Here is a 25,766-nt window from a genome sequence, read left to right as displayed (position 1 = left end):
AGAATGCTTGATAGGGATAATCGTTCGTTGCTATTCTATCTATCGCCATGAACTATCGTGGCGACGGAGGATGAATAATGAATATTCGTGATCTTGAATATCTGGTGGCGTTAGCCGAACACCGCCATTTTCGCCGCGCAGCGGATTCCTGCCACGTCAGCCAGCCAACACTGAGCGGGCAAATTCGTAAACTGGAAGACGAGCTTGGCGTTATGCTGCTGGAGCGTACCAGCCGCAAAGTCTTGTTCACTCAGGCCGGTTTGCTGCTGGTGGATCAGGCACGTACCGTGCTGCGTGAGGTCAAAGTGCTCAAGGAGATGGCAAGCCAGCAGGGGGAGACGATGTCCGGCCCGCTGCATATTGGCTTAATCCCTACCGTTGGACCCTATCTGCTTCCGCATATTATCCCTATGCTGCACCAGACATTCCCGAAACTGGAAATGTATCTGCATGAGGCGCAGACGCATCAGCTTCTGGCGCAACTGGACAGCGGCAAGCTGGATTGTGCAATCCTGGCGTTGGTGAAAGAGAGTGAAGCCTTTATTGAGGTGCCGCTTTTCGACGAACCCATGATGCTGGCGATTTATCAGGACCATCCCTGGGCGAATCGCGACCGCGTCCCGATGTCCGATCTGGCGGGTGAAAAGCTGCTGATGCTGGAAGATGGACACTGCCTGCGCGATCAGGCGATGGGCTTCTGCTTTGAAGCGGGTGCAGATGAAGACACTCACTTCCGGGCGACCAGTCTGGAGACACTGCGTAATATGGTGGCTGCGGGCAGCGGTATTACGTTGCTACCGGCGCTGGCGGTACCGCGTGAGCGTGTGCGGGATGGTGTGGTGTATCTGCCCTGTATTAAACCGGAGCCGCGCCGTACTATCGGTCTGGTCTATCGTCCGGGCTCACCGCTGCGTAGCCGCTATGAGCAGTTGGCAGAGGCCATCCGTGGTGCGATGGATGGCCATTTCGACAGTGCGTTAAAACAGGCGGTTTAAGCCATTTAGCGCAGCTACCCGATAGGCTTCCGCCATAGTCGGGTAGTTAAAGGTGGTATTAACAAAGTACTCGATCGTGTTACCGCCACCTTTCTGCTCCATAATCGCCTGGCCGATATGAATGATTTCGGCCGCGCGTTCCCCAAAGCAGTGAATCCCTAAAATCTCTTTGGTTTCGCGATGGAACAGGATTTTCAGCGTGCCAACGTTCATACCCACAATCTGCGCTCGCGCCAGATGCTTAAACTGTGCCCGGCCCACTTCATAAGGTACTTTCATTGCCGTTAGCTGCTGCTCGGTTTTGCCCACAGAGCTAATTTCCGGAATGGTGTAAATGCCGGTTGGAATGTCTTCAACCAGGTGCGCTGTCGCTTCACCTTTCACCATCGCCTGTGCGGCGATACGCCCCTGATCATACGCTGCTGAGGCAAGGCTTGGATAACCGATCACATCACCCACCGCATAAATATGCGGCAACGCTGTCTGGTACATACTGTTGACTTTCAACTGACCACGACCATCAGCATCCAGGCCAATATTTTCCAGTTGTAAACTGTCGGTGTTACCGGTGCGTCCGTTCGCATAGAGCAGGCAGTCTGCTTTCACTTTCTTGCCAGATTTCAGGTGCATAATCACACCATCATCCATTCCCTCGATCTGCTCGTACTCTTCGTTATGGCGGATAACGACGCCACTGTTCCAGAAGTGGTAGGAAAGGGAGTCCGACATTTCCTGATCGAGGAAAGCCAGCAGGCGATCGCGGGTATTGATCAGATCGACTTTTACATTCATTCCCCGGAAGATCGAGGCATATTCGCAGCCGATCACCCCCGCACCGTAGATAATTACGTGACGAGGTTCATGGTGCATATTCAGAATCGAGTCGCTGTCGTAAATGCGCGGATGAGAGAAGTTCACATCGGCCGGGCGATAGGGGCGGGAGCCACAGGCTATCACGAACTTCTCGGCGGTGAGGGTTTCTACTGAGCCGTCCGGACACTCCAGCGAAACTGTGTGTGGGTCAATAAAATGAGCGTTACCCTGCAAAATCTCGCAGCGATTACGCTCATAAAAGCCTTGCCGCATCTGCGTTTGTTGGTTAATCACGCTATCCGCATGGTTGAGAATATCGGCGAAAGAGGAACGAAGAAGGCGGGTGTGGTCGCTATATAAAGGGTTTTGGTTAAATTCGATAATACGGCTGACCGCGTGGCGAAGGGCTTTCGAGGGGATGGTTCCCCAGTGGGTACATCCTCCGCCCACGTTGTGATAGCGCTCAATCACCGCTATCCGGGCACCTTGTTTAACCAGCCCCATAGCAGCGCCTTCGCCGCCGGGACCGGAGCCTATAACTATTGCGTCGTAATCGTAGGAATGTGGCATGGGAGGGCTTACCTGTTCTTATACATAAAAACAACATAATAGTAACATCGTTAGCGGCATAACCCAATTATCGTTGTGCTTTTTTCATGCAGCAAAGCAGAAAGAGCTCGTAAACAATCATTCACAATCCAGTACAATCCGATTAGTTTTATTCTCTGGTATAGTGCCAGCAGGTCTGCGGAGGGATTCAAGCATCGTGATGGGCGTTAGAGCGCAACAAAAAGAAAAAACCCGGCGTTCGCTGGTGGAGGCGGCATTTAGCCAGCTTAGCGCTGAGCGTAGTTTTGCCAGCCTGAGTTTGCGCGAAGTTGCGCGTGAAGCGGGCATCGCCCCGACGTCCTTTTATCGCCATTTCCGCGATGTGGATGAGCTTGGCCTGACGATGGTCGATGAAAGCGGCTTAATGCTGCGCCAGTTAATGCGTCAGGCGCGCCAGCGTATCGCAAAAGGCGGCAGCGTTATTCGAACGTCCGTTTCGACCTTTATGGAATTTATCGGCAACAATCCGAACGCATTTCGTCTGCTGCTACGTGAACGTTCCGGCACCTCAGCGGCATTCCGCGCTGCGGTAGCACGTGAAATCCAGCACTTTATTGCGGAACTTGCCGATTATCTTGAACTCGAAAACCATATGCCGCGTGCGTTCACCGAAGCGCAGGCCGAGGCAATGGTCACTATTGTTTTCAGCGCGGGTGCCGAAGCACTGGATATCGGCGTTGAGCAACGCAGGCAATTAGAAGAGCGACTGGTATTGCAACTGAGGATGATCTCCAAAGGCGCGTATTACTGGTATCGCCGTGAACAAGAAAAAATGGCGCATCAAACCGACGAGTGAAGGATAAGTAATGAAACAATCTGTCCAGGATAAAGGTACATTGTTGCTGGCACTGATCGCTGGCTTATCGATTAACGGCGCATTTGCAGCGATTTTTAGCTCGATCGTGCCTTTCTCCGTTTTCCCGATTATCTCACTGGTGCTCACGGTGTATTGCCTGCATCAGCGTTATCAAAACCGAACCATGCCGGTCGGATTGCCGGGTCTGGCAGCGGCTTGCTTTATTCTGGGCGTGTTACTTTACAGCACCGTGGTACGAGCGGAATATCCGGCTATCGGCTCTAATTTCCTGCCTGCGGTATTGTCCGTGATCCTGGTTTTCTGGATTGGTTATCGTATGCGTAACCGTAAGTCGGAACTGTAATCCAAACAAATAAAGCGCATCCGGCCCTTGAGCTGATGCGCTTTTTTTTACTTCGCCGTGAGCAATACGCCGCACTCCATATGGTGCGTGTAAGGGAACTGATCGAACAGCGCAAGGCGTTCAACGCGGTGTGTCTGGCTCAGGGTTTCCAGGTTCTTACACAGCGTCTGCGGATTACAGGAGATATAAAGAATGCGCGGATAGGCCTGCACCATCTTTTCTGTCCCGGCATCCAGTCCGCTACGCGGCGGATCGACAAAAATCGTCTCGCACTGATAGCCTTTCAAATCGATACCCTGCAAGCGGTTGAAGTCACGCACACCGTTCATCGCCTGAGTAAACTCTTCTGCCGACATACGAATGATTTGCACGTTATCGATATGATTCGCTGCGATATTGTATTGCGCGGCCGCAACCGAAGGCTTGGCGATTTCTGTGGCCAGAACGCGGTCAAAATTACGTGCAAGTGCCAGTGAGAAATTGCCGTTCCCACAGTAGAGCTCCAGCAGATCTCCCGTTGAATCTTTCGTCGCGCCCAGCGCCCACTCCAGCATCTGAATATTCATCGCCGCGTTAGGTTGTGTGAAGCTGTTTTCAACCTGGCGATAAATCATCTCTTTCCCGGCGACCGGCAGACGTTCGTCGATATAATCCTGATCCAGCTCGATTTTAGTTTTGGTGGCGCGCCCGATAAGGTGCACATTCAGGTTTTTAGCACGTAAAGCATCACGCAGACGCGTAGCCTCTTCACGCCATTCGTCATCCAGCTTTTTGTGATACAGCAGGGAGACAACGGCCTGATTGCTCATGGTGGTCAGGTAATCAATCTGGAATAGCTTGTGGCGCAGCACCTTATTGCCGCGCAGGCCTTCCATCAGCTCTTTCATTAACTGATTAATCAGCTCGCTTGCCGCCGGGAAGCTATCGACACGGATTCGGCTTTTCGTCTGTTGATCAAAAATAATGTGGTAGAGATCGTCACCGTCGTGCCAGATACGGAATTCGGCACGCATGCGGTAATGGCTGACCGGTGAGCGGAACACCTCCGGAACGGGCGCGGAAAAAGGCGTCATCATGGCTTGCAGACGTACGACTTTCTCAGCCAACTGGGCTTCGTACTGTTCTGTTGGCAGGTGTTCGGGTGTCATTGTGTTTCCTGAATGATTAAGAATAACGCGGGGATTGTAGGGATTGCTCAGGGGATGTCCAGTCCTGATGTTTTTTCACTTCCCGGCATAGCAGTCTGGACATCTATATGTTTCTGAATGTAGCATCCTTGTTCCGGTCCTGTGAGTTAAAAGGGAATCCAGTGTAAATCTGGAGCTGACGCGCAGCGGTAAGGATGTGTGGGATGGTAGCGAAAGCAGACACTGCATATATATGTGGGAAGTCATCATCTTGTTGTACCTCCTAGCCCGAAGACCTGCCGGAATTACGTCGCATTTGGTGCCATCATCGCGAGCTATTGATGACACCTGCGGCATCCTTATTATTTTGTGGATGCTCTCACAATGATTAAAAAAGCTTCGCTGCTGACGGCGCTCTCCGTCACAGCTTTTTCCGGCTGGGCGCAGGATGGCAACCCGGACACTCTGGTGGTAACAGCAAACCGTTTTCAACAACCGGTGAATACCGTACTGGCACCCACCGATGTGGTGACGCGTGAAGATATTCAACGCTGGCAGTCAAAAGACCTTAACGATGTGATGCGTCGTCTGCCAGGGGTGGACATTGCCCAGTACGGTGGAATCGGGCAGAGCTCCTCTCTTTTTGTTCGCGGTACCGAAGCGCGTCATGTACTGGTGCTGATTGACGGTGTACCGATGGCGCGTGCCGGTATTGGCAATGCAATCGATATTGGTCAGATCCCGGTCTCGCTGGTACAACGTATTGAATATATCCGTGGGCCACGCTCTGCGGTTTATGGATCCGGTGCCATCGGTGGTGTGGTTAACATCATTACGATGAGTGAAGATGAGCGCGCGCAGATTAACGCAGGGATGGGGACCAACGGTTACCAGAACTATGACGGCGCGATAAATCAACGCTTTGGCGATACGATGGTCACTGCTGCTGGTGCGTATCAGACGACCAAAGGTTTTAACGTTCAGCCGGACTCAACCTACGCGGATGACAGCGATCGCGACGGTTATCGCAATAAACTGTTCTGGGGCGGTGTTCAGCATAAGTTTAACGATAGCGTCTCAGGTTTCTTCCGCGGCTATGGCTACAGCTCCAATACTGACTATGACCAGGGCAGTGGTGGTTACGCAGGTGGTGGCGATGAAAGCCAGAACTATACCCAATCATGGGATACCGGCCTCAATTATCATTCCGGCATCTACTCATCTCAGCTGATTGCCAATTATCAGCACCTTAAAAATTATAATTACAATGCGCAGGATGGTCGCTATGCAGCGAGCGCAAGCCTGGACAATATGGAACAGCGTTACATCCAATGGGGTAACAACGTCGAGGTGGGACATGGTTCCGTCAGTGGTGGCGTTGACTGGAAACAAGAGAAACTGCAATCCAGCGGCACATCCAGTACGGATATCTATAAGCGCGACACCACCGGGCTCTATTTGACCGGCCAGCAGCAAATCGACAAAGTAACCCTGGAAGCATCCGGGCGTGAAGACCATGACGAACAGTTCGGTTGGCATGGTACCTGGCAGACAGCAGCGGGTTGGGAGTTCGTTGATGATTACCGAGTGACGCTTTCTTATGGGACCGGATTCCTGGCGCCATCGCTTGGGCAGCAGTTTGGCGCGGAGCGGTTTGGCATTGCTTCCAACCCGAATCTGAAACCGGAAGAGTCGAAGCAATGGGAAGCAGGGCTTGAAGGCCTGACGGGACCGTTGGACTGGCGTCTGTCTACGTATCGCTATGAAATCAATAACCTGATTGATTACGATAATAGCGCTTATTACAACGTGAAATCGGCAACGATCAAAGGGCTGGAGTGGACCGGAAACGTAACGACAGGTCCTGTCGATCACCATTTGACGCTGCAATATATCGATCCGCGTGATGACGAAACCAATAAGGTGCTTGCTCGCCGTGCGAAGCAGCAGGTTAAGTACGAACTGACCGGGCAGATTTATGACCTTGGCTGGAATGTGGCGTATCAATATCTGGGGCAACGCTATGACAACGCCTATGACGCAACTACCTATACTTCCCATACCGTTAAGCTGGGCGGTGTAAGCGTCTGGGACATTGGATTGTCATATCCGATGACCTCACATCTGACAGTTCGTGGTAAAATAGCTAACCTGTTCGATAAAGATTACGAGACAGCTTATGGCTACCAAACTGCAGGACGAGAATACACCTTGTCTGGCAGCTACACCTTCTAAACTGCGGCCCACCGTGCTGGTGTTTGATTCTGGCGTAGGTGGGTTATCTGTTTATGATGAGGTCCGGCATCTCCTGCCGGACCTGCATTATATTTACGCGTTCGATAATGTCGCCTTTCCTTATGGTGAAAAGAGCGAAGAGTTTATCGTCGAACGTGTTGTCGAAATCGTCACTGCCGTTCAGGCTCAATATCCCCTGGCGCTTGCCGTCATTGCCTGTAATACCGCCAGCACCGTTTCTTTACCTGCGCTACGTGAGAAATTCGCTTTCCCGGTTGTTGGGGTGGTTCCCGCGATCAAGCCCGCTGCACGCTTAACGGCGAATGGTGTGGTGGGGTTACTGGCCACACGTGCAACCGTAAAGCGTCCTTATACCCACGAACTCATTAAGCGCTTCGCTAACGAATGCAAAATTGAATTGCTGGGTTCAGCGGAGATGGTTGAGCTTGCGGAAGCGAAGCTGCACGGTAAGCCAGTTCCGTTGGATGAACTCAAACGCATTTTACGTCCGTGGCTTCGGATGCCTGAGCCGCCGGATACCGTGGTGCTTGGATGTACGCATTTCCCTTTATTGCAGCATGAGCTGTTGCAGGTGCTTCCGGAGGGAACGCGGCTGGTGGATTCGGGTGCGGCTATAGCGCGTCGTACGGCCTGGTTGCTTGAGCATGAGGCGCCTGATGCTAAATCAGCAGATGCAAATCTGGCGTATTGCATGGCCGTCACACCAGAAACTGTTCTTTTATTGCCCGTTTTACAGCGCTATGGCTTCGGAACGCTCGAAAAACTCGCGCTTTAATGGTCTTTTGAGCAAAAAAGAGACGGTTGAAAAATTTTTTAAAATTAGGGCTTGTCACTTCCTGAGAACTCCCTATAATGCGCCTCCACTGACACGGAACAACGGCAAGCAAGCCGCCGGGTCAGCAGGGTTCTCAGGCGAATGCCGGTGAGAATTCCGCAGAGAAAAGTGAAAATAAATACTTGACTCTGCAGCGGGAAAGCGTAATATGCACACCCCGCGCCGCAGCGAAAAACGAAGCGGCACTGCTCTTTAACAATTTATCAGACAATCTGTGTGGGCACTCAAAGTGACATGGATTCTTAACGTCCTCGGACGATAAATGAATACCAAGTCTCAACGAGTGAACACGTAATTCATTACGAAGTTTAATTCATTGAGCATCAAACTTTTAAATTGAAGAGTTTGATCATGGCTCAGATTGAACGCTGGCGGCAGGCCTAACACATGCAAGTCGAACGGTAGCACAGAGGAGCTTGCTCCTTGGGTGACGAGTGGCGGACGGGTGAGTAATGTCTGGGAAACTGCCCGATGGAGGGGGATAACTACTGGAAACGGTAGCTAATACCGCATAATGTCGCAAGACCAAAGAGGGGGACCTTCGGGCCTCTTGCCATCGGATGTGCCCAGATGGGATTAGCTTGTTGGTGAGGTAATGGCTCACCAAGGCGACGATCCCTAGCTGGTCTGAGAGGATGACCAGCCACACTGGAACTGAGACACGGTCCAGACTCCTACGGGAGGCAGCAGTGGGGAATATTGCACAATGGGCGCAAGCCTGATGCAGCCATGCCGCGTGTGTGAAGAAGGCCTTCGGGTTGTAAAGCACTTTCAGCGGGGAGGAAGGCAGTACGGTTAATAACCGTGTTGATTGACGTTACCCGCAGAAGAAGCACCGGCTAACTCCGTGCCAGCAGCCGCGGTAATACGGAGGGTGCAAGCGTTAATCGGAATTACTGGGCGTAAAGCGCACGCAGGCGGTCTGTCAAGTCGGATGTGAAATCCCCGGGCTCAACCTGGGAACTGCATTCGAAACTGGCAGGCTTGAGTCTTGTAGAGGGGGGTAGAATTCTAGGTGTAGCGGTGAAATGCGTAGAGATCTGGAGGAATACCGGTGGCGAAGGCGGCCCCCTGGACAAAGACTGACGCTCAGGTGCGAAAGCGTGGGGAGCAAACAGGATTAGATACCCTGGTAGTCCACGCCGTAAACGATGTCGACTTGGAGGTTGTGCCCTTGAGGCGTGGCTTCCGGAGCTAACGCGTTAAGTCGACCGCCTGGGGAGTACGGCCGCAAGGTTAAAACTCAAATGAATTGACGGGGGCCCGCACAAGCGGTGGAGCATGTGGTTTAATTCGATGCAACGCGAAGAACCTTACCTGGTCTTGACATCCACGGAATTTGGCAGAGATGCCTTAGTGCCTTCGGGAACCGTGAGACAGGTGCTGCATGGCTGTCGTCAGCTCGTGTTGTGAAATGTTGGGTTAAGTCCCGCAACGAGCGCAACCCTTATCCTTTGTTGCCAGCGGTCCGGCCGGGAACTCAAAGGAGACTGCCAGTGATAAACTGGAGGAAGGTGGGGATGACGTCAAGTCATCATGGCCCTTACGACCAGGGCTACACACGTGCTACAATGGCATATACAAAGAGAAGCGACCTCGCGAGAGCAAGCGGACCTCATAAAGTATGTCGTAGTCCGGATTGGAGTCTGCAACTCGACTCCATGAAGTCGGAATCGCTAGTAATCGTGGATCAGAATGCCACGGTGAATACGTTCCCGGGCCTTGTACACACCGCCCGTCACACCATGGGAGTGGGTTGCAAAAGAAGTAGGTAGCTTAACCTTCGGGAGGGCGCTTACCACTTTGTGATTCATGACTGGGGTGAAGTCGTAACAAGGTAACCGTAGGGGAACCTGCGGTTGGATCACCTCCTTACCTTAAAGAACCTGCCTTTGTAGTGCTCACACAGATTGTCTGATGAAATACAGCAGTAAAAAATCTCTGCAGGCTTGTAGCTCAGGTGGTTAGAGCGCACCCCTGATAAGGGTGAGGTCGGTGGTTCAAGTCCACTCAGGCCTACCAAATTCCTGCTGATGCTGCGTTGCGGCGACACTCACATACTTTAAGTATGCTTCGTGTCACCACGCCTTGCCTCAACAGTAATTAAGGTTGGTGAGATTTACCTACGATGGGGCTATAGCTCAGCTGGGAGAGCGCCTGCTTTGCACGCAGGAGGTCTGCGGTTCGATCCCGCATAGCTCCACCATCTTTTACTGCGAACACAAGAAAACTTCAGAGTGAACCTGAAAAGGTGCACTGCGAAGTTTTGCTCTTTAAAAATCTGGATCAAGCTGAAAATTGAAACGACACACAGTGTCTGTTCTCCGTAATAAGAACAGATGACGGTGTGTTCGAGTCTCTCAAATTTTTGCAGCGCGATGATGAATCGAAAGAAACATCTTCGGGTTGTGAGGTTAAGCGACTAAGCGTACACGGTGGATGCCCTGGCAGTCAGAGGCGATGAAGGACGTGCTAATCTGCGAAAAGCGCCGGCGAGGTGATATGAACCTTTGACCCGGCGATGTCCGAATGGGGAAACCCAGTGTGATTTGTCACACTATCATTAACTGAATCCATAGGTTAATGAGGCGAACCGGGGGAACTGAAACATCTAAGTACCCCGAGGAAAAGAAATCAACCGAGATTCCCCCAGTAGCGGCGAGCGAACGGGGAGCAGCCCAGAGCCTGAATCAGCTTGTGTGTTAGTGGAAGCGTCTGGAAAGTCGCGCGATACAGGGTGACAGCCCCGTACACGAAAGCACACAGGTTGTGAGCTCGATGAGTAGGGCGGGACACGTGGTATCCTGTCTGAATATGGGGGGACCATCCTCCAAGGCTAAATACTCCTGACTGACCGATAGTGAACCAGTACCGTGAGGGAAAGGCGAAAAGAACCCCGGCGAGGGGAGTGAAAAAGAACCTGAAACCGTGTACGTACAAGCAGTGGGAGCCTCTTAATGGGGTGACTGCGTACCTTTTGTATAATGGGTCAGCGACTTATATTCTGTAGCAAGGTTAACCGAATAGGGGAGCCGAAGGGAAACCGAGTCTTAACTGGGCGTTAAGTTGCAGGGTATAGACCCGAAACCCGGTGATCTAGCCATGGGCAGGTTGAAGGTTGGGTAACACTAACTGGAGGACCGAACCGACTAATGTTGAAAAATTAGCGGATGACTTGTGGCTGGGGGTGAAAGGCCAATCAAACCGGGAGATAGCTGGTTCTCCCCGAAAGCTATTTAGGTAGCGCCTCGTGAATTCATCTCCGGGGGTAGAGCACTGTTTCGGCTAGGGGGCCATCCCGGCTTACCAACCCGATGCAAACTACGAATACCGGAGAATGTTATCACGGGAGACACACGGCGGGTGCTAACGTCCGTCGTGAAGAGGGAAACAACCCAGACCGCCAGCTAAGGTCCCAAAGTCATGGTTAAGTGGGAAACGATGTGGGAAGGCACAGACAGCCAGGATGTTGGCTTAGAAGCAGCCATCATTTAAAGAAAGCGTAATAGCTCACTGGTCGAGTCGGCCTGCGCGGAAGATGTAACGGGGCTAAACCATGCACCGAAGCTGCGGCAGCGACACTATGTGTTGTTGGGTAGGGGAGCGTTCTGTAAGCCTGCGAAGGTGTGCTGTGAGGCATGCTGGAGGTATCAGAAGTGCGAATGCTGACATAAGTAACGATAAAGCGGGTGAAAAGCCCGCTCGCCGGAAGACCAAGGGTTCCTGTCCAACGTTAATCGGGGCAGGGTGAGTCGACCCCTAAGGCGAGGCCGAAAGGCGTAGTCGATGGGAAACAGGTTAATATTCCTGTACTTGGTGTTACTGCGAAGGGGGGACGGAGAAGGCTATGTTAGCCGGGCGACGGTTGTCCCGGTTTAAGCATGTAGGCTGGTTATCCAGGCAAATCCGGATAATCAAGGCTGAGGTGTGATGACGAGTCACTACGGTGATGAAGTAACAAATGCCCTGCTTCCAGGAAAAGCCTCTAAGCATCAGGTAACATCAAATCGTACCCCAAACCGACACAGGTGGTCAGGTAGAGAATACCAAGGCGCTTGAGAGAACTCGGGTGAAGGAACTAGGCAAAATGGTGCCGTAACTTCGGGAGAAGGCACGCTGATATGTAGGTGAAGCCCCTGCGGGTGGAGCTGAAATCAGTCGAAGATACCAGCTGGCTGCAACTGTTTATTAAAAACACAGCACTGTGCAAACACGAAAGTGGACGTATACGGTGTGACGCCTGCCCGGTGCCGGAAGGTTAATTGATGGGGTTATCCGTAAGGAGAAGCTCTTGATCGAAGCCCCGGTAAACGGCGGCCGTAACTATAACGGTCCTAAGGTAGCGAAATTCCTTGTCGGGTAAGTTCCGACCTGCACGAATGGCGTAATGATGGCCAGGCTGTCTCCACCCGAGACTCAGTGAAATTGAACTCGCTGTGAAGATGCAGTGTACCCGCGGCAAGACGGAAAGACCCCGTGAACCTTTACTATAGCTTGACACTGAACATTGAGCCTTGATGTGTAGGATAGGTGGGAGGCTTTGAAGCGTGGACGCCAGTCTGCGTGGAGCCAACCTTGAAATACCACCCTTTAATGTTTGATGTTCTAACGTGGACCCGTGATCCGGGTTGCGGACAGTGTCTGGTGGGTAGTTTGACTGGGGCGGTCTCCTCCCAAAGAGTAACGGAGGAGCACGAAGGTTGGCTAATCCTGTCGGACATCAGGAGGTTAGTGCAATGGCATAAGCCAGCTTGACTGCGAGCGTGACGGCGCGAGCAGGTGCGAAAGCAGGTCATAGTGATCCGGTGGTTCTGAATGGAAGGGCCATCGCTCAACGGATAAAAGGTACTCCGGGGATAACAGGCTGATACCGCCCAAGAGTTCATATCGACGGCGGTGTTTGGCACCTCGATGTCGGCTCATCACATCCTGGGGCTGAAGTAGGTCCCAAGGGTATGGCTGTTCGCCATTTAAAGTGGTACGCGAGCTGGGTTTAGAACGTCGTGAGACAGTTCGGTCCCTATCTGCCGTGGGCGCTGGAGAATTGAGGGGGGCTGCTCCTAGTACGAGAGGACCGGAGTGGACGCATCACTGGTGTTCGGGTTGTCATGCCAATGGCATTGCCCGGTAGCTACATGCGGAAGAGATAAGTGCTGAAAGCATCTAAGCACGAAACTTGCCCCGAGATGAGTTCTCCCTTGGACTTTAAGTCCACTAAAGGAACGTTAAAGACGATGACGTTGATAGGCCGGGTGTGTAAGCGCAGCGATGCGTTGAGCTAACCGGTACTAATGAACCGTGAGGCTTAACCTTACAACGCCGAAGATGTTTTGGCGATTTGAGAAGATTTTCAGCATTGATTACAGATTTTCGGGAACGAAAGATTTTACGCTGAGGCAAGGCGGCAAATGAAGTAAAGGAAGGAGCATACATGAGTATGTGACTGACTTTGCGAATGCAGCCAACGCAGCCACAGTGAAAAAGATTCGTTTCTGGCAACAGAATTTGCCTGGCGGCTTTAGCGCGGTGGTCCCACCTGACCCCATGCCGAACTCAGAAGTGAAACGCCGTAGCGCCGATGGTAGTGTGGGGTCTCCCCATGTGAGAGTAGGGAACTGCCAGGCATCAAATTAAAAGACCTGCACCAGTCTTCGGGGCAGTTCGCTACTCGACAGAGAGTAGGACAAAAGCGAGCGCTTTTGAACGTTGCGCAGCAACGGCCCGAAGGGTGAATCACAACATGATTCATAAACTGCCAGGCATCAAATTAAGAAGTAAACCGGTGCATTAATCCGGTGGTTACAGAAGTATTCGGTGGAGCGGTAGTTCAGTCGGTTAGAATACCTGCCTGTCACGCAGGGGGTCGCGGGTTCGAGTCCCGTCCGTTCCGCCACCCTATTTAGGGGCGTAGTTCAATTGGTAGAGCACCGGTCTCCAAAACCGGGTGTTGGGAGTTCGAGTCTCTCCGCCCCTGCCAGAAAAAGAAAAAATCCTTTGCTCAGGCAAAGGATTTTTTTTTGCTTGTTTTCTGACAAAGCAATTGAAACGCATCCATAGCGGATGCGTTGACGTTACTCCATTACCTGTATTTTCAATAGCTCGCGGATCTGGTTTTGCTTATCGCTATTCTGTAACCAGATAGCGTAAAGCGGTCGGGATAACGTCGTGCTATCAGTCACAACATGCAGGCCATTCCTTTGCTGCGCCCAGGATACGGGTAACCACGCACATCCATTTAACAGTGTCAGTTGCTGATGAGCGACCTCAGCAGAACTGGTGGTTAGTGTTGGTACATCGTCGCTGCCGATCAATTCGGACTCATGTTGCTGAAAATCCGGCCCCCATTCCAGGCGTAAATAATTTAACTGTGACTTCGTTTTTTCGGGCTTTGAGCAATAGAGCCCAAGCGTAAAGTGACCTAACAACTGGCTGCTAAATTCGTCCATTTTGGGCGTTTCTGTTGTGATCAGGAGATCAAGCTGACGCTCATGTAACTGTTTGACCAGCGATTGTCTCTGTGCAATTCGTGCTTCAAATTGCAGACTTTCCTCGAGCTGATACAACCTCCCAAGCCAGTCGCTAAGCATGCATTCCCATAGCGATGCACTTGCGCCGATAGAAAATTGATTGTGTCGCGATGTATGGGCTACTTCTTTGCGTGCCGCCTGCCAGGTATTCATCAGCGTTTCGGCATAGGGGAGGAGTTTTTCTCCGGCCGCTGTCAGGCGGATATTATTGCGATGGCGAGTGAAAAGGTTCACGCCAAGCTGGTTTTCTAACTGACGAATACGAAAGCTCACCGCTGACTGGGTTAAATAGAGCGCTTCAGCTGCACGCCCAAAGTGGCGAGTTCGGCTGACTTCCAGGAAAGTTTTTAGCAATTCCGTATCCACAGGTTTCTCCGCAAAATTATTTGTCGTAATGATTTAAATGTTTTGTTTTACACTCTGTCAAGCGTAACTAATACTCCGCGCCATAAATAGCTCGGCCAAAGAATTAGGAGCGTGCAGGATGGCGGAAAGCTTTACGACGACTAATCGTTTTTTTGATAACAAACATTATCCGCGCGGGTTTTCCCGTCATGGTGATTTCACCATCAAAGAAGCTCAGCTGCTTGAGCGTCACGGTTATGCTTTCAACGAGCTGGATCTCGGGAAGCGTGAACCGACCACCGAAGAAGAAATCCGTTTCGTCGCTGTATGTCGCGGCGAGCGCGAGCCAGATACCGAAGCAGAACGCGTCTGGTCTAAGTATATGTCACGCATTAAGCGTCCAAAGCGTTTTCATACCCTGTCCGGTGGCAAACCGCAGATGGAAGGGAATGAGGACTACACGGAATCTGACGATTAAAAAACAGGGGCTACGGCCCCTTTTTTTATCCCAACATTTTCTGCAAATGGATGAGTAGCCTGTCGATAGCACGATAGCTAAGCGCTTCCTGTAGATGCTCGCGCTGAATACTTTCTGCGCCTTCCAGATCGGCGATGGTTCTTCCTACTTTCAATAAACGTTGCCAGGCTCGTACTGAAAGGCCAAGCCGAACCAGTGTTTCTTCCAGCCACTGTCCATCCGTTTGCGTGAGCACGCAAAAATCCCTCATCTCGCTATTTTCCAGTAGCGCATTGAGCTTCCCTTGCCGTTGGTACTGTCGTTCATGTGCTGCGATAACCCGTGCACGAACAACGCTGCTCTTTTCGCTGTCATGTTGGCTATGACTCAGCATACCGGGCGGCAGAAGCGGGATCTCAAGCGACAGGTCGAAGCGGTCAAGAAATGGGCCGGATAAACGCCCAAGGTAGCGCAGTGTCTGCTCCGGTGTGCTGCGGTTATGGTTCCCTTGATAATGCCCTGTCGGACTGGGATTCATGGCGGCAATAAGTTGAAAACGGGCAGGATAAGTTACTTTCGCCCGCGTACGGGAAATATGAATCTGCCCTGACTCGATGGGTTCTCGCAACGCGTCCAGCACTCGACGCTCAAATTCGGGAAGTTCATCAAGAAACAACACGCCGTTATGGGCCAGCGAGATCTCTCCTGGCCCCGGTATTGCGCCACCGCCAACCATGGCCGTAAGTGAGGCACTATGATGCGGTGCGCGAAAAGGTCTCTGTCGCCATTGACGTATCAATCCGGAGGTATTTACCAGACTCAGAATTGCCGCGCTTTCCAATGCCTCCTGGTTGCTCAGGGGCGGCAACAATGCACCAAGCCTGCTGGCGAGCATGGTTTTACCTGTCCCCGGTGGACCAATCAACAATAAGTTATGTCCGCCAGCAGCGGTAATCTCCAGTGCGCGTTTGCCTTGATCCTGGCCGATGATATCGCTTAGGTCGTGTTGCACTGTATCCTGGTTATCACTGATAAAATGTGGAGAGGGGGGAGATAACTCATGTTTGCCTTCAAGAAAGGCGCATACAGCCTGTAGATGCTCGGCAATATAACAATCTTGCGTTCCCGTAAGGCTAACCTCGGCCTCGTTCTCTGCCGCGACAATAATGGATCTGCCTGCCTTGATTGCCTCCATGGCACTTGATATTGCCCCGGGAACGCCACGTAACGCCCCTGTAAGGGCCAATTCACCCACGAACTCAAACCGATGAAGTTGGATATTCTGCAATTGCTCAGAGGCCGCGAGAAGCGCAATCGCGATAGGTAAATCATATCGCCCTCCCTCTTTGGGAAGATCCGCCGGCGCCAGGTTGATAGTGATCTTTTTCGCGGGAAATTCGTAGCCGCTATTGATGATTGCGCTACGTACACGGTCCCGCGCTTCCTTCACCGTTGTTTCCGGTAAACCGACCATTGTCAGGCCGGGAAGACCATTGCTTATATGCACCTCAACAGTGATTAACGGTGCACAAACCCCCAGCGCTGCGCGTGTGTAAATAACCGACAACGTCATAACACCTCCTTGTTAAAGGTAAGTATGCGGCGTAAATGGACGTTGGATTCCTGAAAAAAAGAAGGTTTGCGTGCAGGCTTCCACACTTTTTGGGCGATTGCGGACGATCTATTTTTTTCTGGAACGCTCCTCGCATGTTACAAGCTGATGTCCCAAAGCCCTTTTACCGTTGAAAAAAATGAAATTATTTCATTTAACTTTTTCTTTATAAAAAACAAAGCGTTTCATTGGGATTGTTTTGCTAAAGAAAAAACGCGTCATAAAAATTTCTTGTGTCATGTCTTATATCTGTGATAACTCTTTAGGCATTCCTTCGAACATGAAGCCAGAAAGTACAGAAAATGACAGCCCTTCTACGAGTGATTAGCCTGATTGTGATTAGCGTGGTGGTGATTATTATCCCACCGTGCGGGGCTGCACTTGGACGAGGAAAGGCTTAAAAATCAAGCCTTAACGAACTAAGACCCCCGCACCGAAAGGTCCGGGGGTTTTTTTTATGACCTAAAAACATAAACGAGGAGCAGAGAATGAGTAGTAGCACAAAATTCTGTTTATCCCGATTTACGGCGGGGAAGTAACTATGAATGGCGCACAATGGGTAGTACATGCGTTGCGGGCACAGCAGGTTGATACGGTCTTTGGGTATCCGGGTGGCGCAATTATGCCGGTTTACGATGCATTGTATGACGGCGGCGTGGAACACCTGTTGTGCCGGCACGAGCAGGGTGCGGCAATGGCGGCTATCGGTTATGCGCGCTCCACGGGTAAGACCGGTGTTTGTATCGCTACGTCTGGTCCGGGCGCAACCAACCTGATCACGGGGCTGGCGGATGCGCTGCTGGATTCCGTTCCTGTGGTTGCCATCACCGGCCAGGTTGCGGCACCGTTCATTGGTACCGATGCCTTCCAGGAAGTGGACGTTCTCGGTTTGTCGCTGGCCTGCACTAAACATAGTTTTCTGGTGCAGTCCCTGGAGGAGCTGCCGCGCGTTATTGCCGAAGCTTTCCAGGTGGCAAACTCAGGCCGTCCTGGCCCGGTTCTTGTTGATATCCCTAAAGACATCCAGTTAGCCTCCGGTGATTTGGAACCGCATTTCTCCACCGTCGAAGACGAGTTCTCCTTCCCGCATGAAGAAATGGCACAGGCGTGCCAGATGCTGGCTCAGTCCAAAAAACCGATGCTGTATGTTGGCGGCGGTGTAGGCATGGCGCAGGCGGTTCCGGCGCTGCGTACGTTCCTCTCCGCCACCCGGATGCCAGTAACCTGCACACTGAAAGGCCTTGGTGCGGTTGAAGATAGCTATCCATGGTATCTCGGTATGCTGGGGATGCACGGTACCAAAGCCGCAAATCTGGCGGTGCAGGAGTGCGATCTGCTCATCGCTGTGGGCGCACGCTTTGACGATCGTGTGACCGGCAAACTGAATACCTTTGCCCCGCATGCAAAAGTGATTCATATGGATATCGACCCGGCTGAAATGAACAAATTGCGTCAGGCTCATGTCAGCCTGCAGGGCGATTTGAATGCACTGCTGCCCGCACTGCAACAGGATTTAGAGATTAACGAATGGCGTCAATTTAATGCCGACATGCGTACAGAGTTCGCCTGGCGTTACGATCATCCAGGTGACGCGATTTACGCACCGTTATTGTTAAAACAACTGTCAGATCGCAAACCTGCCAACAGCGTGGTCACCACCGATGTGGGTCAGCACCAGATGTGGTCCGCTCAGCACATGACTTACACTCGTCCGGAGAACTTCATCACCTCCAGCGGCTTGGGCACAATGGGTTTTGGCCTGCCAGCCGCCGTTGGGGCGCAGGTGGCTCGCCCGAATGATACGGTAATCTGTATCTCCGGTGACGGCTCTTTCATGATGAATGTTCAAGAGCTCGGCACCGTAAAACGCAAGCAGTTACCGCTGAAAATCGTGTTACTGGACAATCAGCGTTTAGGGATGGTTCGCCAGTGGCAGCAGTTATTCTTCAACGAACGTTATAGCGAAACAACGCTTACCGATAACCCCGATTTCCTCGTTCTGGCCAGCGCCTTCGGCATTCCCGGCCAGCACATCACCCGTAAAGACCAGGTTGAAGCGGCACTCGACACCATGCTGTCCAGCGAGGGGCCTTACCTGCTTCATGTCTCAATCGACGAGCTTGAGAATGTCTGGCCGTTGGTACCGCCAGGTGCCAGTAATGCAGAAATGCTGGAGAAATTATCATGATGCAACATCAGGTCGCCGTGCAGGCCCGCTTCAACCCGGAAACGTTAGAACGTGTATTACGTGTGGTGCGCCACCGTGGCTTTCAGGTTTGCTCAATGAACATGGAAGCGGCCACCGACGCGCAGAATATAAATATTGAATTGACCGTTGCCAGCCCGCGCCCCGTCGAATTACTGTTTAGCCAGCTAAGCAAACTGGTCGACGTCGCCCGGGTTGATATCCAGCAATGTACAACATCATCACAACAGATCCGCGCCTGAGCGCAAAGGAATTAAAATGACGACGAAAAAAGCTGATTACATTTGGTTCAATGGCGAGATGGTTCCGTGGGGAGAAGCGAAGGTTCATGTAATGTCCCACGCCCTGCATTACGGTACTTCCGTGTTTGAAGGTATCCGTTGCTATGACTCGCACAAAGGGCCGGTGGTGTTCCGTCATCGTGAACACATGCAACGTCTGCGTGATTCAGCCAAAATTTACCGCTTCCCGGTTTCTCAAAGTGTTGATGAACTGATGGAAGCCTGCCGTCAGGTGATTCGCAAAAATAACCTGACCAGCGCCTATATTCGTCCGTTGGTGTTTGTCGGTGATGTAGGTATGGGTGTTAACCCGCCGGAAGGTTATACCACTGATGTGATCATCGCAGCTTTCCCTTGGGGGGCATACCTCGGCGCAGAAGCGCTGGAGCAGGGGATCGACGCGATGGTTTCCTCCTGGAACCGCGTTGCACCGAACACCATCCCGACTGCGGCAAAAGCCAGTGGTAACTATCTTTCTTCTCTGCTGGTTGGCAGCGAAGCACGTCGTCACGGTTATCAGGAAGGTATTGCGCTCGACGTGAACGGCTATATTTCAGAAGGCGCGGGGGAAAACCTGTTCGAAGTGAAAGATGGCGTGCTGTTCACTCCGCCGTTTACCTCTTCCGCTCTGCCGGGCATCACCCGCGATGCGATCATCAAACTGGCTAAAGAACTCGGCATTGAAGTTCGCGAGCAGACCCTGTCCCGCGAATCTCTGTACCTGGCCGATGAAGTATTCATGTCTGGCACCGCAGCAGAAATCACGCCGGTTCGTAGCGTAGATGGTATTCAGGTGGGCGAAGGTCGCTGTGGCCCGGTCACCAAACGTATTCAGCAAGCATTCTTTGGCCTCTTCACCGGTGAAACCGAAGATAAATGGGGCTGGTTGGATCAAGTTAATCAATAAACAAAACGACAGGGCGGCACGCACCGCCCTGTTTTGTAGACAGACTGGGAGTAAATAAAGCATGCCTAAATACCGTTCCGCCACCACCACTCATGGCCGCAATATGGCGGGCGCCCGCGCGCTGTGGCGCGCAACCGGGATGACAGACGCCGATTTCGGTAAGCCGATCATTGCTGTCGTGAACTCGTTTACCCAGTTCGTGCCGGGGCACGTGCACCTGCGCGATCTCGGTAAACTGGTTGCTGAGCAGATTGAAGCCTCCGGCGGTGTGGCAAAAGAGTTCAACACCATTGCCGTGGATGACGGTATCGCCATGGGTCACGGCGGCATGCTTTATTCACTGCCATCACGCGAACTGATCGCTGACTCCGTTGAGTACATGGTGAATGCCCACTGTGCGGATGCCATGGTTTGCATCTCCAACTGTGACAAAATCACCCCGGGGATGCTGATGGCGTCACTGCGCCTCAATATTCCGGTGATCTTCGTCTCCGGTGGCCCGATGGAGGCTGGTAAAACCAAGCTTTCCGATAAAATCATCAAGCTCGATCTGGTTGATGCGATGATTCAGGGCGCGGATCCGAAAGTATCCGACTCGCAAAGCGAGCAGGTTGAACGCTCTGCCTGTCCGACCTGCGGCTCCTGTTCCGGTATGTTTACCGCTAACTCAATGAACTGCCTGACCGAAGCGCTGGGCCTTTCTCAGCCGGGCAATGGCTCGCTGCTGGCGACCCATGCCGATCGTAAAGAGTTATTCCTCACCGCAGGCCAGCGCATCGTTGAACTGACCAAACGCTACTACGAGCAGGATGATGCTTCCGCGCTGCCACGCAATATCGCCAGCAAAGCGGCGTTTGAGAACGCCATGACACTGGATATCGCGATGGGTGGTTCTACCAATACCGTTCTGCACCTGCTGGCGGCAGCGCAAGAAGCCGAAATCGATTTCACCATGAGTGATATCGACAGGCTGTCCCGCAAAGTGCCGCAGTTGTGTAAGGTGGCGCCGAGCACGCAGAAATACCATATGGAAGATGTGCATCGTGCCGGTGGCGTACTGGGGATCCTCGGTGAGCTGGATCGCGCAGGTCTGTTGAACCGCGACGTGAAAAACGTACTCGGTTTGACACTGCCGCAGACGCTGGAGCAGTACGACATCACGGTAACACAGGACGAGGCGGTGAAAAAAATGTTCCGCGCGGGCCCTGCCGGTATCCGTACGACTCAGGCTTTCTCGCAGGATTGCCGCTGGGATTCGCTGGATGACGATCGCGCTGAGGGTTGTATCCGTTCTCTGGAACATGCCTACAGCAAAGACGGTGGTCTGGCCGTACTGTACGGTAACTTCGCTGAAAACGGCTGCATCGTAAAAACCGCAGGCGTGGATGACAGCATCCTGAAATTCACCGGCCCGGCAAAAGTCTATGAAAGCCAGGATGATGCGGTAGAAGCGATCCTCGGTGGTAAGGTTGTGGCGGGTGATGTTGTTGTTATCCGTTACGAGGGGCCAAAAGGTGGGCCGGGCATGCAGGAGATGCTGTACCCGACGACGTTCCTTAAGTCGATGGGCCTGGGTAAAGCCTGTGCGCTGGTCACTGACGGCCGTTTCTCCGGCGGTACATCTGGCCTCTCCATTGGCCACGTCTCTCCGGAAGCGGCGAGCGGTGGCAATATTGCCATTATTGAAGATGGCGACATGATCGCCATCGACATCCCGAACCGGGGTATTCAACTGCAACTGAGCGATGCCGAAATTGCGGCTCGTCGTGAAGCGCAGGAAGCCCGTGGCGCTCAGGCCTGGACGCCGAAATCTCGCGAACGTCAGGTTTCCTTCGCGTTGCGTGCATATGCCAGCCTCGCCACCAGCGCAGATAAAGGCGCGGTGCGCGATAAATCAAAACTGGGTGGCTAATTATGGCTGATTCACAACCCCTATCCGGCTCCCCTGAGGGGGCCGAGTATCTCAGGGCGGTGCTGCGTGCACCGGTCTATGAAGCGGTGCAGGTTACCCCTCTGCAGAAAATGGAAAAACTCTCTTCGCGCCTCGACAATATTGTGCTGGTGAAGCGTGAAGACCGTCAGCCGGTGCACAGCTTTAAGCTTCGTGGCGCTTACGCCATGATGGCGGGTTTAACCGCCGAGCAGAAAGCCCGTGGCGTGATTACCGCATCGGCAGGCAACCATGCGCAGGGCGTGGCCTACTCTTCTGCCCGACTTGGTGTCAAAGCGTTGATCGTGATGCCGACTGCAACTGCGGAAATCAAAGTGGATGCGGTGCGCGGTTTTGGCGGAGAAGTGCTGTTGCATGGTTCGAACTTCGATGAGGCAAAAGCCAAAGCACTTGAACTCTCTCAGCAACAGGGGTTTACCTGGGTGCCGCCATTTGATCATCCGATGGTGATTGCCGGTCAGGGCACGCTGGCGTTGGAACTGCTGCAGCAGGATGCCCACATTGACCGCGTTTTCGTACCCGTCGGCGGCGGCGGTCTGGCGTCTGGGGTAGCCGTACTGATTAAACAACTGATGCCGCAAATCAAAGTCATCGCTGTGGAAGCAGAAGATTCCGCCTGTCTGAAAGCGGCGCTGGATGCCGGACATCCTGTCGACCTGCCACGAGTAGGTCTGTTTGCCGAAGGGGTTGCCGTTAAACGTATTGGCGATGAGACGTTCCGTCTGTGCCGTGAATATCTTGACGACATCATCACCGTCGACAGCGACGCCATCTGCGCGGCCATGAAAGACCTGTTCGAGGACGTACGCGCGGTGGCTGAACCTTCTGGCGCCCTGGCGCTGGCAGGGATGAAAAAATATGTCGCTCAGCACAAGATCCGTGGCGAGCGTCTGGCGCATGTCCTGTCTGGTGCCAACGTGAACTTCCACGGTTTGCGTTACGTTTCTGAGCGCTGTGAGCTGGGCGAACAGCGCGAAGCGCTGCTGGCCGTCACCATTCCGGAAGAGAAAGGTAGCTTCCTGAAATTCTGTCAGCTATTGGGCGGACGTTCCGTCACGGAATTTAACTACCGTTTTGCCGATGCGAAAGATGCCTGTATTTTCGTGGGCGTGCGCTTAAGCCGCGGACTGGAAGAGCGCAAAGAGATCCTGCAACTGTTGAACGAAGGCGGTTACAGCGTGGTGGACCTTTCTGATGACGAAATGGCGAAGCTGCATGTGCGCTATATGGTCGGAGGTCGTCCCTCGAAACCGCTTACCGAGCGTCTTTTCAGCTTCGAGTTCCCGGAATCACCCGGTGCGCTGCTGAAATTCCTGCACACGCTTGGTACTCACTGGAATATCTCGCTGTTCCACTACCGTAGCCACGGTACTGACTACGGTCGCGTGCTGGCGGCGTTCGAACTGGGCGACCATGAGCCGGATTTTGAAACTCGCCTCAATGAGCTTGGCTACGATTGCCATGATGAGACCAACAACCCGGCATTTCGCTTCTTCCTTGCGGGCTAGCGTCAGGCTCTTAAAAAAACAAGGCACGATATTTCGTGCCTTGTTTGTCTGGCGAGCACGGCGGCATAATGCAGCAGAACATTTCCGCTAAAACAGGTGAAGCACATGGCAGGACGCTTTCAGGGCTTTGCTCAGGAAGGGCTCGACTTCCTCCAGCAAGTCCGCATCGAAAACGACAAGACCTGGTTTGAAGAGCATCGTTTTATCTATGACCGCAGTATCCTTACCCCTTTTCGTGCGCTGGTGGACGACCTGGCTCCCACGATGCTGGAAATTGATCCGCTGCTGGAAACACGCTCCGCGATTGGTAAGACCTTGTCGCGCATTCATCGCGATACCCGTTTCTCTCACGACAAATCCCTTTATCGCAGCCGGATGTGGCTGACCTTCAAACGCCCGGCAAAGAACTGGACGGACGCGCCGGTTTACTTTTTTGAGATCAGCCCGGACACCCTGCGCTATGGCCTGGGGTATTACAGCGCCAGCAAATCAACGATGGACCTTTTTCGCCATACGTTGAAGCAGCGTCCGGCACAATTTCTGGAGATAGCCGATGAATGCTGCCAGTCGCCGTTTGCGCTGGAGGCTGAGCGTTATAAGCGGCCGCTTGTGAAAGATCTCGATCCGGCGATTGCCAACTGGTATCAGTGCAAAACATTCGCGGTGATGGTGACCGATAACGACGTGGAAAAGCTGTTCCACGCCGGGTTGGTGAATCTGCTGGCCGAAGGGTTTCGTCAACTGGAACCGCTGTATCAGTGGCTGATGACTGTGGAAACGATGAAACAAATCGATCCCGATGATTTATAAATACCAGGATAAGTGAGAAGGGGCACCCCTTGTGTCACTTCATCACTGTCCCTCGTACATACTTATCCAGCTTGTCCGATTCATAAAATTTCATGCATTGCGCCAGCACGTTATTGGCGGTCTGAGCATGGTCGGGGTGTAACGACATCGTTAGCTGATCAAAATTTTGCGTCTCTTTAGCGACGAATTTCTGAAATTCGTCCCAGACACCGGCATTGCTTAATGCGTAGCTCTCGACAAGGAATGATGCGTCCTGCGAGGGGGCTGATTGCGTGCCTTCTGGCGTTCGGGCCTGGTAATTCGTCACCAGGCACTGTTTCAGCGCCAGATGTTTTACATCCTGTACGGTAACGCCCTTTGGTTTAGCCTGGGCTGTGCAACATACCGCAATGGCTACGGTTAACAACAGGACCTGGATACGCATCATTTTCTCCTTATTTAGCCTGAACAATTTCCCAGAATGCATTAATCAGAGGCTCGTGTAGCCGCTTTTTCGGTGCGCAAACGCCCAGTTCGAAGGGGGTTTTTTCATCGCTGCGCTCCAGAATCATGACACGGTTGCGTACGGGTTCGGGGCTATTTTCCAGCACCACCTCAGGGATGAGCGCCACGCCACAACCGAGTGCTACCATGGAGACCATCGCTTCATGGCCGCCTACTGTCGCATAAATCGACGGGTTACTGATTTTATGGCGACGAAACCAGAGTTCAATGCGGCGGCGTACAGGACCTTGATCCGCCATGATAAACGGCACCGTAGCCCAGTCAGGGTTATCCACAGAGACCTGGCTGCGAACAGGGCAAGGCAGCGCCGGGGCAATCAACACCACCGCCAGATTCTCCAGCATCGAAAATGCCACTGCGCCAGGCAGTGTTTCCGGTTTACCGGCAATCGCCAGATCGGCTTCCCCTGTCACCACTTTTTCCATCGCATCGGCAGCGTCACCGGTGGTGAGCTTAATTTCTACCGAAGGATGCGCGGCGCGGAAGCGATCGAGAATCGGTGGCAGATGGCTGTAGGCTGCCGTGACCGAGCAGAAGATATGTAACTCGCCTGACAGTGACGGTCCTTTCTGATCGATGGCGTGGCGCAGTTGCTGATACTGCAATAAAGTTTGATGAGCAAATGCCCGCAACTCTTCACCCGCTTCGGTGAGCGTAACGGTGCGGTTATCGCGAACAAATAGCGCCTGGCCAAGATCTTCTTCCAGACGCTGGATCTGCCTTGAAAGCGTGGAGGGACTGACGTGCATGGCGCGCGCACTGCGGCCGAAATGGCGGCTCTCCGCCAGATGCAGGAAGGTTTTCAGGTCACGTAAATCCATGAGACAGACTCCACATTTTTACGTTGCATAAATTGCAATGTC

At 52.7% G+C, this 25,766-nt stretch carries 19 protein-coding genes, 4 tRNA genes, 3 rRNA genes and 1 riboswitch; of the genes, 20 read left to right on the top strand and 6 right to left on the bottom strand.

What is annotated here, in order from left to right:
- The first annotated feature begins 77 nt into the window (after positions 1 to 77).
- Positions 78 to 995, top strand: coding sequence for a DNA-binding transcriptional regulator OxyR (gene oxyR / locus ACS0RQ_RS26580; protein WP_039077271.1), 918 nt, complete (start codon positions 78 to 80; stop codon positions 993 to 995).
- Here oxyR and sthA read toward each other — a convergent pair.
- Positions 978 to 2,378 (bottom strand): Si-specific NAD(P)(+) transhydrogenase, encoded by a 1,401-nt coding sequence (sthA, locus tag ACS0RQ_RS26575; RefSeq protein WP_271850441.1) that lies wholly within the window; start codon positions 2,376 to 2,378, stop codon positions 978 to 980. The two genes, oxyR and sthA, sit on opposite strands and share 18 nt — an antisense overlap.
- A 196-nt stretch (positions 2,379 to 2,574) precedes the next feature.
- Between sthA and fabR the strand changes: the two genes are divergently transcribed.
- Both fabR and ACS0RQ_RS26565 read left to right on the top strand, forming a co-directional pair.
- Complete coding sequence (gene fabR, locus ACS0RQ_RS26570) at positions 2,575 to 3,213, top strand: HTH-type transcriptional repressor FabR (RefSeq protein WP_039077269.1); 639 nt, start codon at positions 2,575 to 2,577, stop codon at positions 3,211 to 3,213.
- A 10-nt stretch (positions 3,214 to 3,223) separates the two neighbouring features.
- The gene (locus ACS0RQ_RS26565; protein WP_039077268.1) at positions 3,224 to 3,577 is read left to right on the top strand and encodes a YijD family membrane protein; all 354 of its coding nucleotides are present in this window, start codon (positions 3,224 to 3,226) and stop codon (positions 3,575 to 3,577) included.
- A gap of 47 nt (positions 3,578 to 3,624) precedes the next feature.
- Here ACS0RQ_RS26565 and trmA read toward each other — a convergent pair whose 3' ends face one another.
- A complete protein-coding gene (gene trmA / locus ACS0RQ_RS26560) occupies positions 3,625 to 4,725 on the bottom strand; it encodes a tRNA (uridine(54)-C5)-methyltransferase TrmA (protein ID WP_125125577.1) in 1,101 nt (366 codons plus the stop codon).
- A gap of 117 nt (positions 4,726 to 4,842) precedes the next feature.
- Positions 4,843 to 5,022, top strand: a riboswitch (cobalamin riboswitch).
- A 66-nt stretch (positions 5,023 to 5,088) separates the two neighbouring features.
- On the opposite strand from trmA, the gene btuB reads away from it, so the two are divergent.
- The 9 genes from btuB to ACS0RQ_RS26515 all read left to right on the top strand — a co-directional run bounded on the left by btuB (position 5,089) and on the right by ACS0RQ_RS26515 (position 13,772).
- Positions 5,089 to 6,939 (top strand): TonB-dependent vitamin B12 receptor BtuB, encoded by a 1,851-nt coding sequence (btuB, locus tag ACS0RQ_RS26555; protein ID WP_271850440.1) that lies wholly within the window; start codon positions 5,089 to 5,091, stop codon positions 6,937 to 6,939.
- Positions 6,884 to 7,735 carry a glutamate racemase gene (gene murI / locus ACS0RQ_RS26550; protein ID WP_107223580.1) on the top strand — a complete coding sequence of 284 codons (852 nt, stop codon included), beginning with the start codon at positions 6,884 to 6,886 and terminating at the stop codon, positions 7,733 to 7,735. Before btuB ends, murI begins: the two co-directional genes overlap by 56 nt.
- Positions 7,736 to 8,128: 393 nt before the next feature.
- Positions 8,129 to 9,670, top strand: a 16S ribosomal RNA gene (locus tag ACS0RQ_RS26545).
- A 70-nt stretch (positions 9,671 to 9,740) separates the two neighbouring features.
- Positions 9,741 to 9,817, top strand: a tRNA-Ile gene (locus ACS0RQ_RS26540).
- 108 nt (positions 9,818 to 9,925) lie between these two features.
- Positions 9,926 to 10,001 (top strand) — tRNA-Ala (locus ACS0RQ_RS26535).
- Positions 10,002 to 10,207: 206 nt separating this feature from the next.
- A 23S ribosomal RNA gene (locus ACS0RQ_RS26530) occupies positions 10,208 to 13,108 on the top strand.
- Positions 13,109 to 13,303: 195 nt separating this feature from the next.
- Positions 13,304 to 13,419 (top strand): 5S ribosomal RNA (gene rrf / locus ACS0RQ_RS26525).
- The 16S, 23S and 5S rRNA genes sit together here with 4 tRNA genes alongside, the layout of an rRNA operon.
- A 192-nt stretch (positions 13,420 to 13,611) precedes the next feature.
- Positions 13,612 to 13,688, top strand: a tRNA-Asp gene (locus tag ACS0RQ_RS26520).
- 8 nt (positions 13,689 to 13,696) lie between these two features.
- Positions 13,697 to 13,772 (top strand) — tRNA-Trp (locus ACS0RQ_RS26515).
- Between the two features lie 94 nt (positions 13,773 to 13,866).
- Here ACS0RQ_RS26515 and hdfR read toward each other — a convergent pair.
- Positions 13,867 to 14,718: an HTH-type transcriptional regulator HdfR gene (hdfR, locus tag ACS0RQ_RS26510; RefSeq protein WP_420372489.1), complete on the bottom strand. Its 852-nt coding sequence runs from the start codon at positions 14,716 to 14,718 to the stop codon at positions 13,867 to 13,869.
- A gap of 88 nt (positions 14,719 to 14,806) precedes the next feature.
- On the opposite strand from hdfR, the gene ACS0RQ_RS26505 reads away from it, so the two are divergent.
- Positions 14,807 to 15,145, top strand: coding sequence for a MaoP family protein (locus ACS0RQ_RS26505; protein WP_039076994.1), 339 nt, complete (start codon positions 14,807 to 14,809; stop codon positions 15,143 to 15,145).
- 25 nt (positions 15,146 to 15,170) lie between these two features.
- Here the strand turns inward: ACS0RQ_RS26505 and ACS0RQ_RS26500 are convergent, their stop codons facing one another.
- Complete coding sequence (locus ACS0RQ_RS26500) at positions 15,171 to 16,697, bottom strand: YifB family Mg chelatase-like AAA ATPase (RefSeq protein WP_271850780.1); 1,527 nt, start codon at positions 16,695 to 16,697, stop codon at positions 15,171 to 15,173.
- A 341-nt stretch (positions 16,698 to 17,038) separates the two neighbouring features.
- Here ACS0RQ_RS26500 and ilvL point away from each other — a divergent pair, with 341 nt between their 5' ends.
- From ilvL to ACS0RQ_RS26465, 7 genes are all read left to right on the top strand, one after another.
- Positions 17,039 to 17,137 (top strand): ilv operon leader peptide, encoded by a 99-nt coding sequence (gene ilvL / locus ACS0RQ_RS26495; protein ID WP_032229281.1) that lies wholly within the window; start codon positions 17,039 to 17,041, stop codon positions 17,135 to 17,137.
- Between the two features lie 140 nt (positions 17,138 to 17,277).
- Positions 17,278 to 18,924, top strand: coding sequence for an acetolactate synthase 2 catalytic subunit (gene ilvG / locus ACS0RQ_RS26490; protein ID WP_271850781.1), 1,647 nt, complete (start codon positions 17,278 to 17,280; stop codon positions 18,922 to 18,924).
- A complete protein-coding gene (gene ilvM, locus ACS0RQ_RS26485) occupies positions 18,921 to 19,184 on the top strand; it encodes an acetolactate synthase 2 small subunit (RefSeq protein ID WP_039076997.1) in 264 nt (87 codons plus the stop codon). The genes ilvG and ilvM overlap by 4 nt, the downstream gene beginning before the upstream one ends.
- Positions 19,185 to 19,200: 16 nt before the next feature.
- Positions 19,201 to 20,130, top strand: coding sequence for a branched-chain amino acid transaminase (locus ACS0RQ_RS26480; RefSeq protein WP_271850782.1), 930 nt, complete (start codon positions 19,201 to 19,203; stop codon positions 20,128 to 20,130).
- A gap of 61 nt (positions 20,131 to 20,191) precedes the next feature.
- Entirely contained in the window at positions 20,192 to 22,042 is a 1,851-nt protein-coding gene (gene ilvD / locus ACS0RQ_RS26475; RefSeq protein ID WP_271850783.1) for a dihydroxy-acid dehydratase, read from the top strand.
- A 2-nt stretch (positions 22,043 to 22,044) separates the two neighbouring features.
- Positions 22,045 to 23,589 (top strand): threonine ammonia-lyase, biosynthetic, encoded by a 1,545-nt coding sequence (ilvA, locus tag ACS0RQ_RS26470; protein ID WP_039077000.1) that lies wholly within the window; start codon positions 22,045 to 22,047, stop codon positions 23,587 to 23,589.
- Positions 23,590 to 23,694: 105 nt separating this feature from the next.
- Entirely contained in the window at positions 23,695 to 24,399 is a 705-nt protein-coding gene (locus ACS0RQ_RS26465; RefSeq protein WP_271850784.1) for a DUF2461 domain-containing protein, read from the top strand.
- A gap of 34 nt (positions 24,400 to 24,433) precedes the next feature.
- Here ACS0RQ_RS26465 and ACS0RQ_RS26460 read toward each other — a convergent pair whose 3' ends face one another.
- Positions 24,434 to 24,823 carry a hypothetical protein gene (locus ACS0RQ_RS26460; RefSeq protein WP_271850820.1) on the bottom strand — a complete coding sequence of 130 codons (390 nt, stop codon included), beginning with the start codon at positions 24,821 to 24,823 and terminating at the stop codon, positions 24,434 to 24,436.
- 10 nt (positions 24,824 to 24,833) lie between these two features.
- Positions 24,834 to 25,724 (bottom strand): HTH-type transcriptional activator IlvY, encoded by an 891-nt coding sequence (gene ilvY, locus ACS0RQ_RS26455; RefSeq protein WP_071195544.1) that lies wholly within the window; start codon positions 25,722 to 25,724, stop codon positions 24,834 to 24,836.
- Between the last annotated feature and the right edge of the window lie 42 nt (positions 25,725 to 25,766).

The sequence above is a fragment of the Phytobacter diazotrophicus genome (assembly GCF_052061655.1).
GTDB lineage: Bacteria > Pseudomonadota > Gammaproteobacteria > Enterobacterales > Enterobacteriaceae > Phytobacter > Phytobacter diazotrophicus.
Note: the sequence above shows the minus strand (reverse complement) of the source record. Positions and strands in the feature narration are given on the sequence as shown.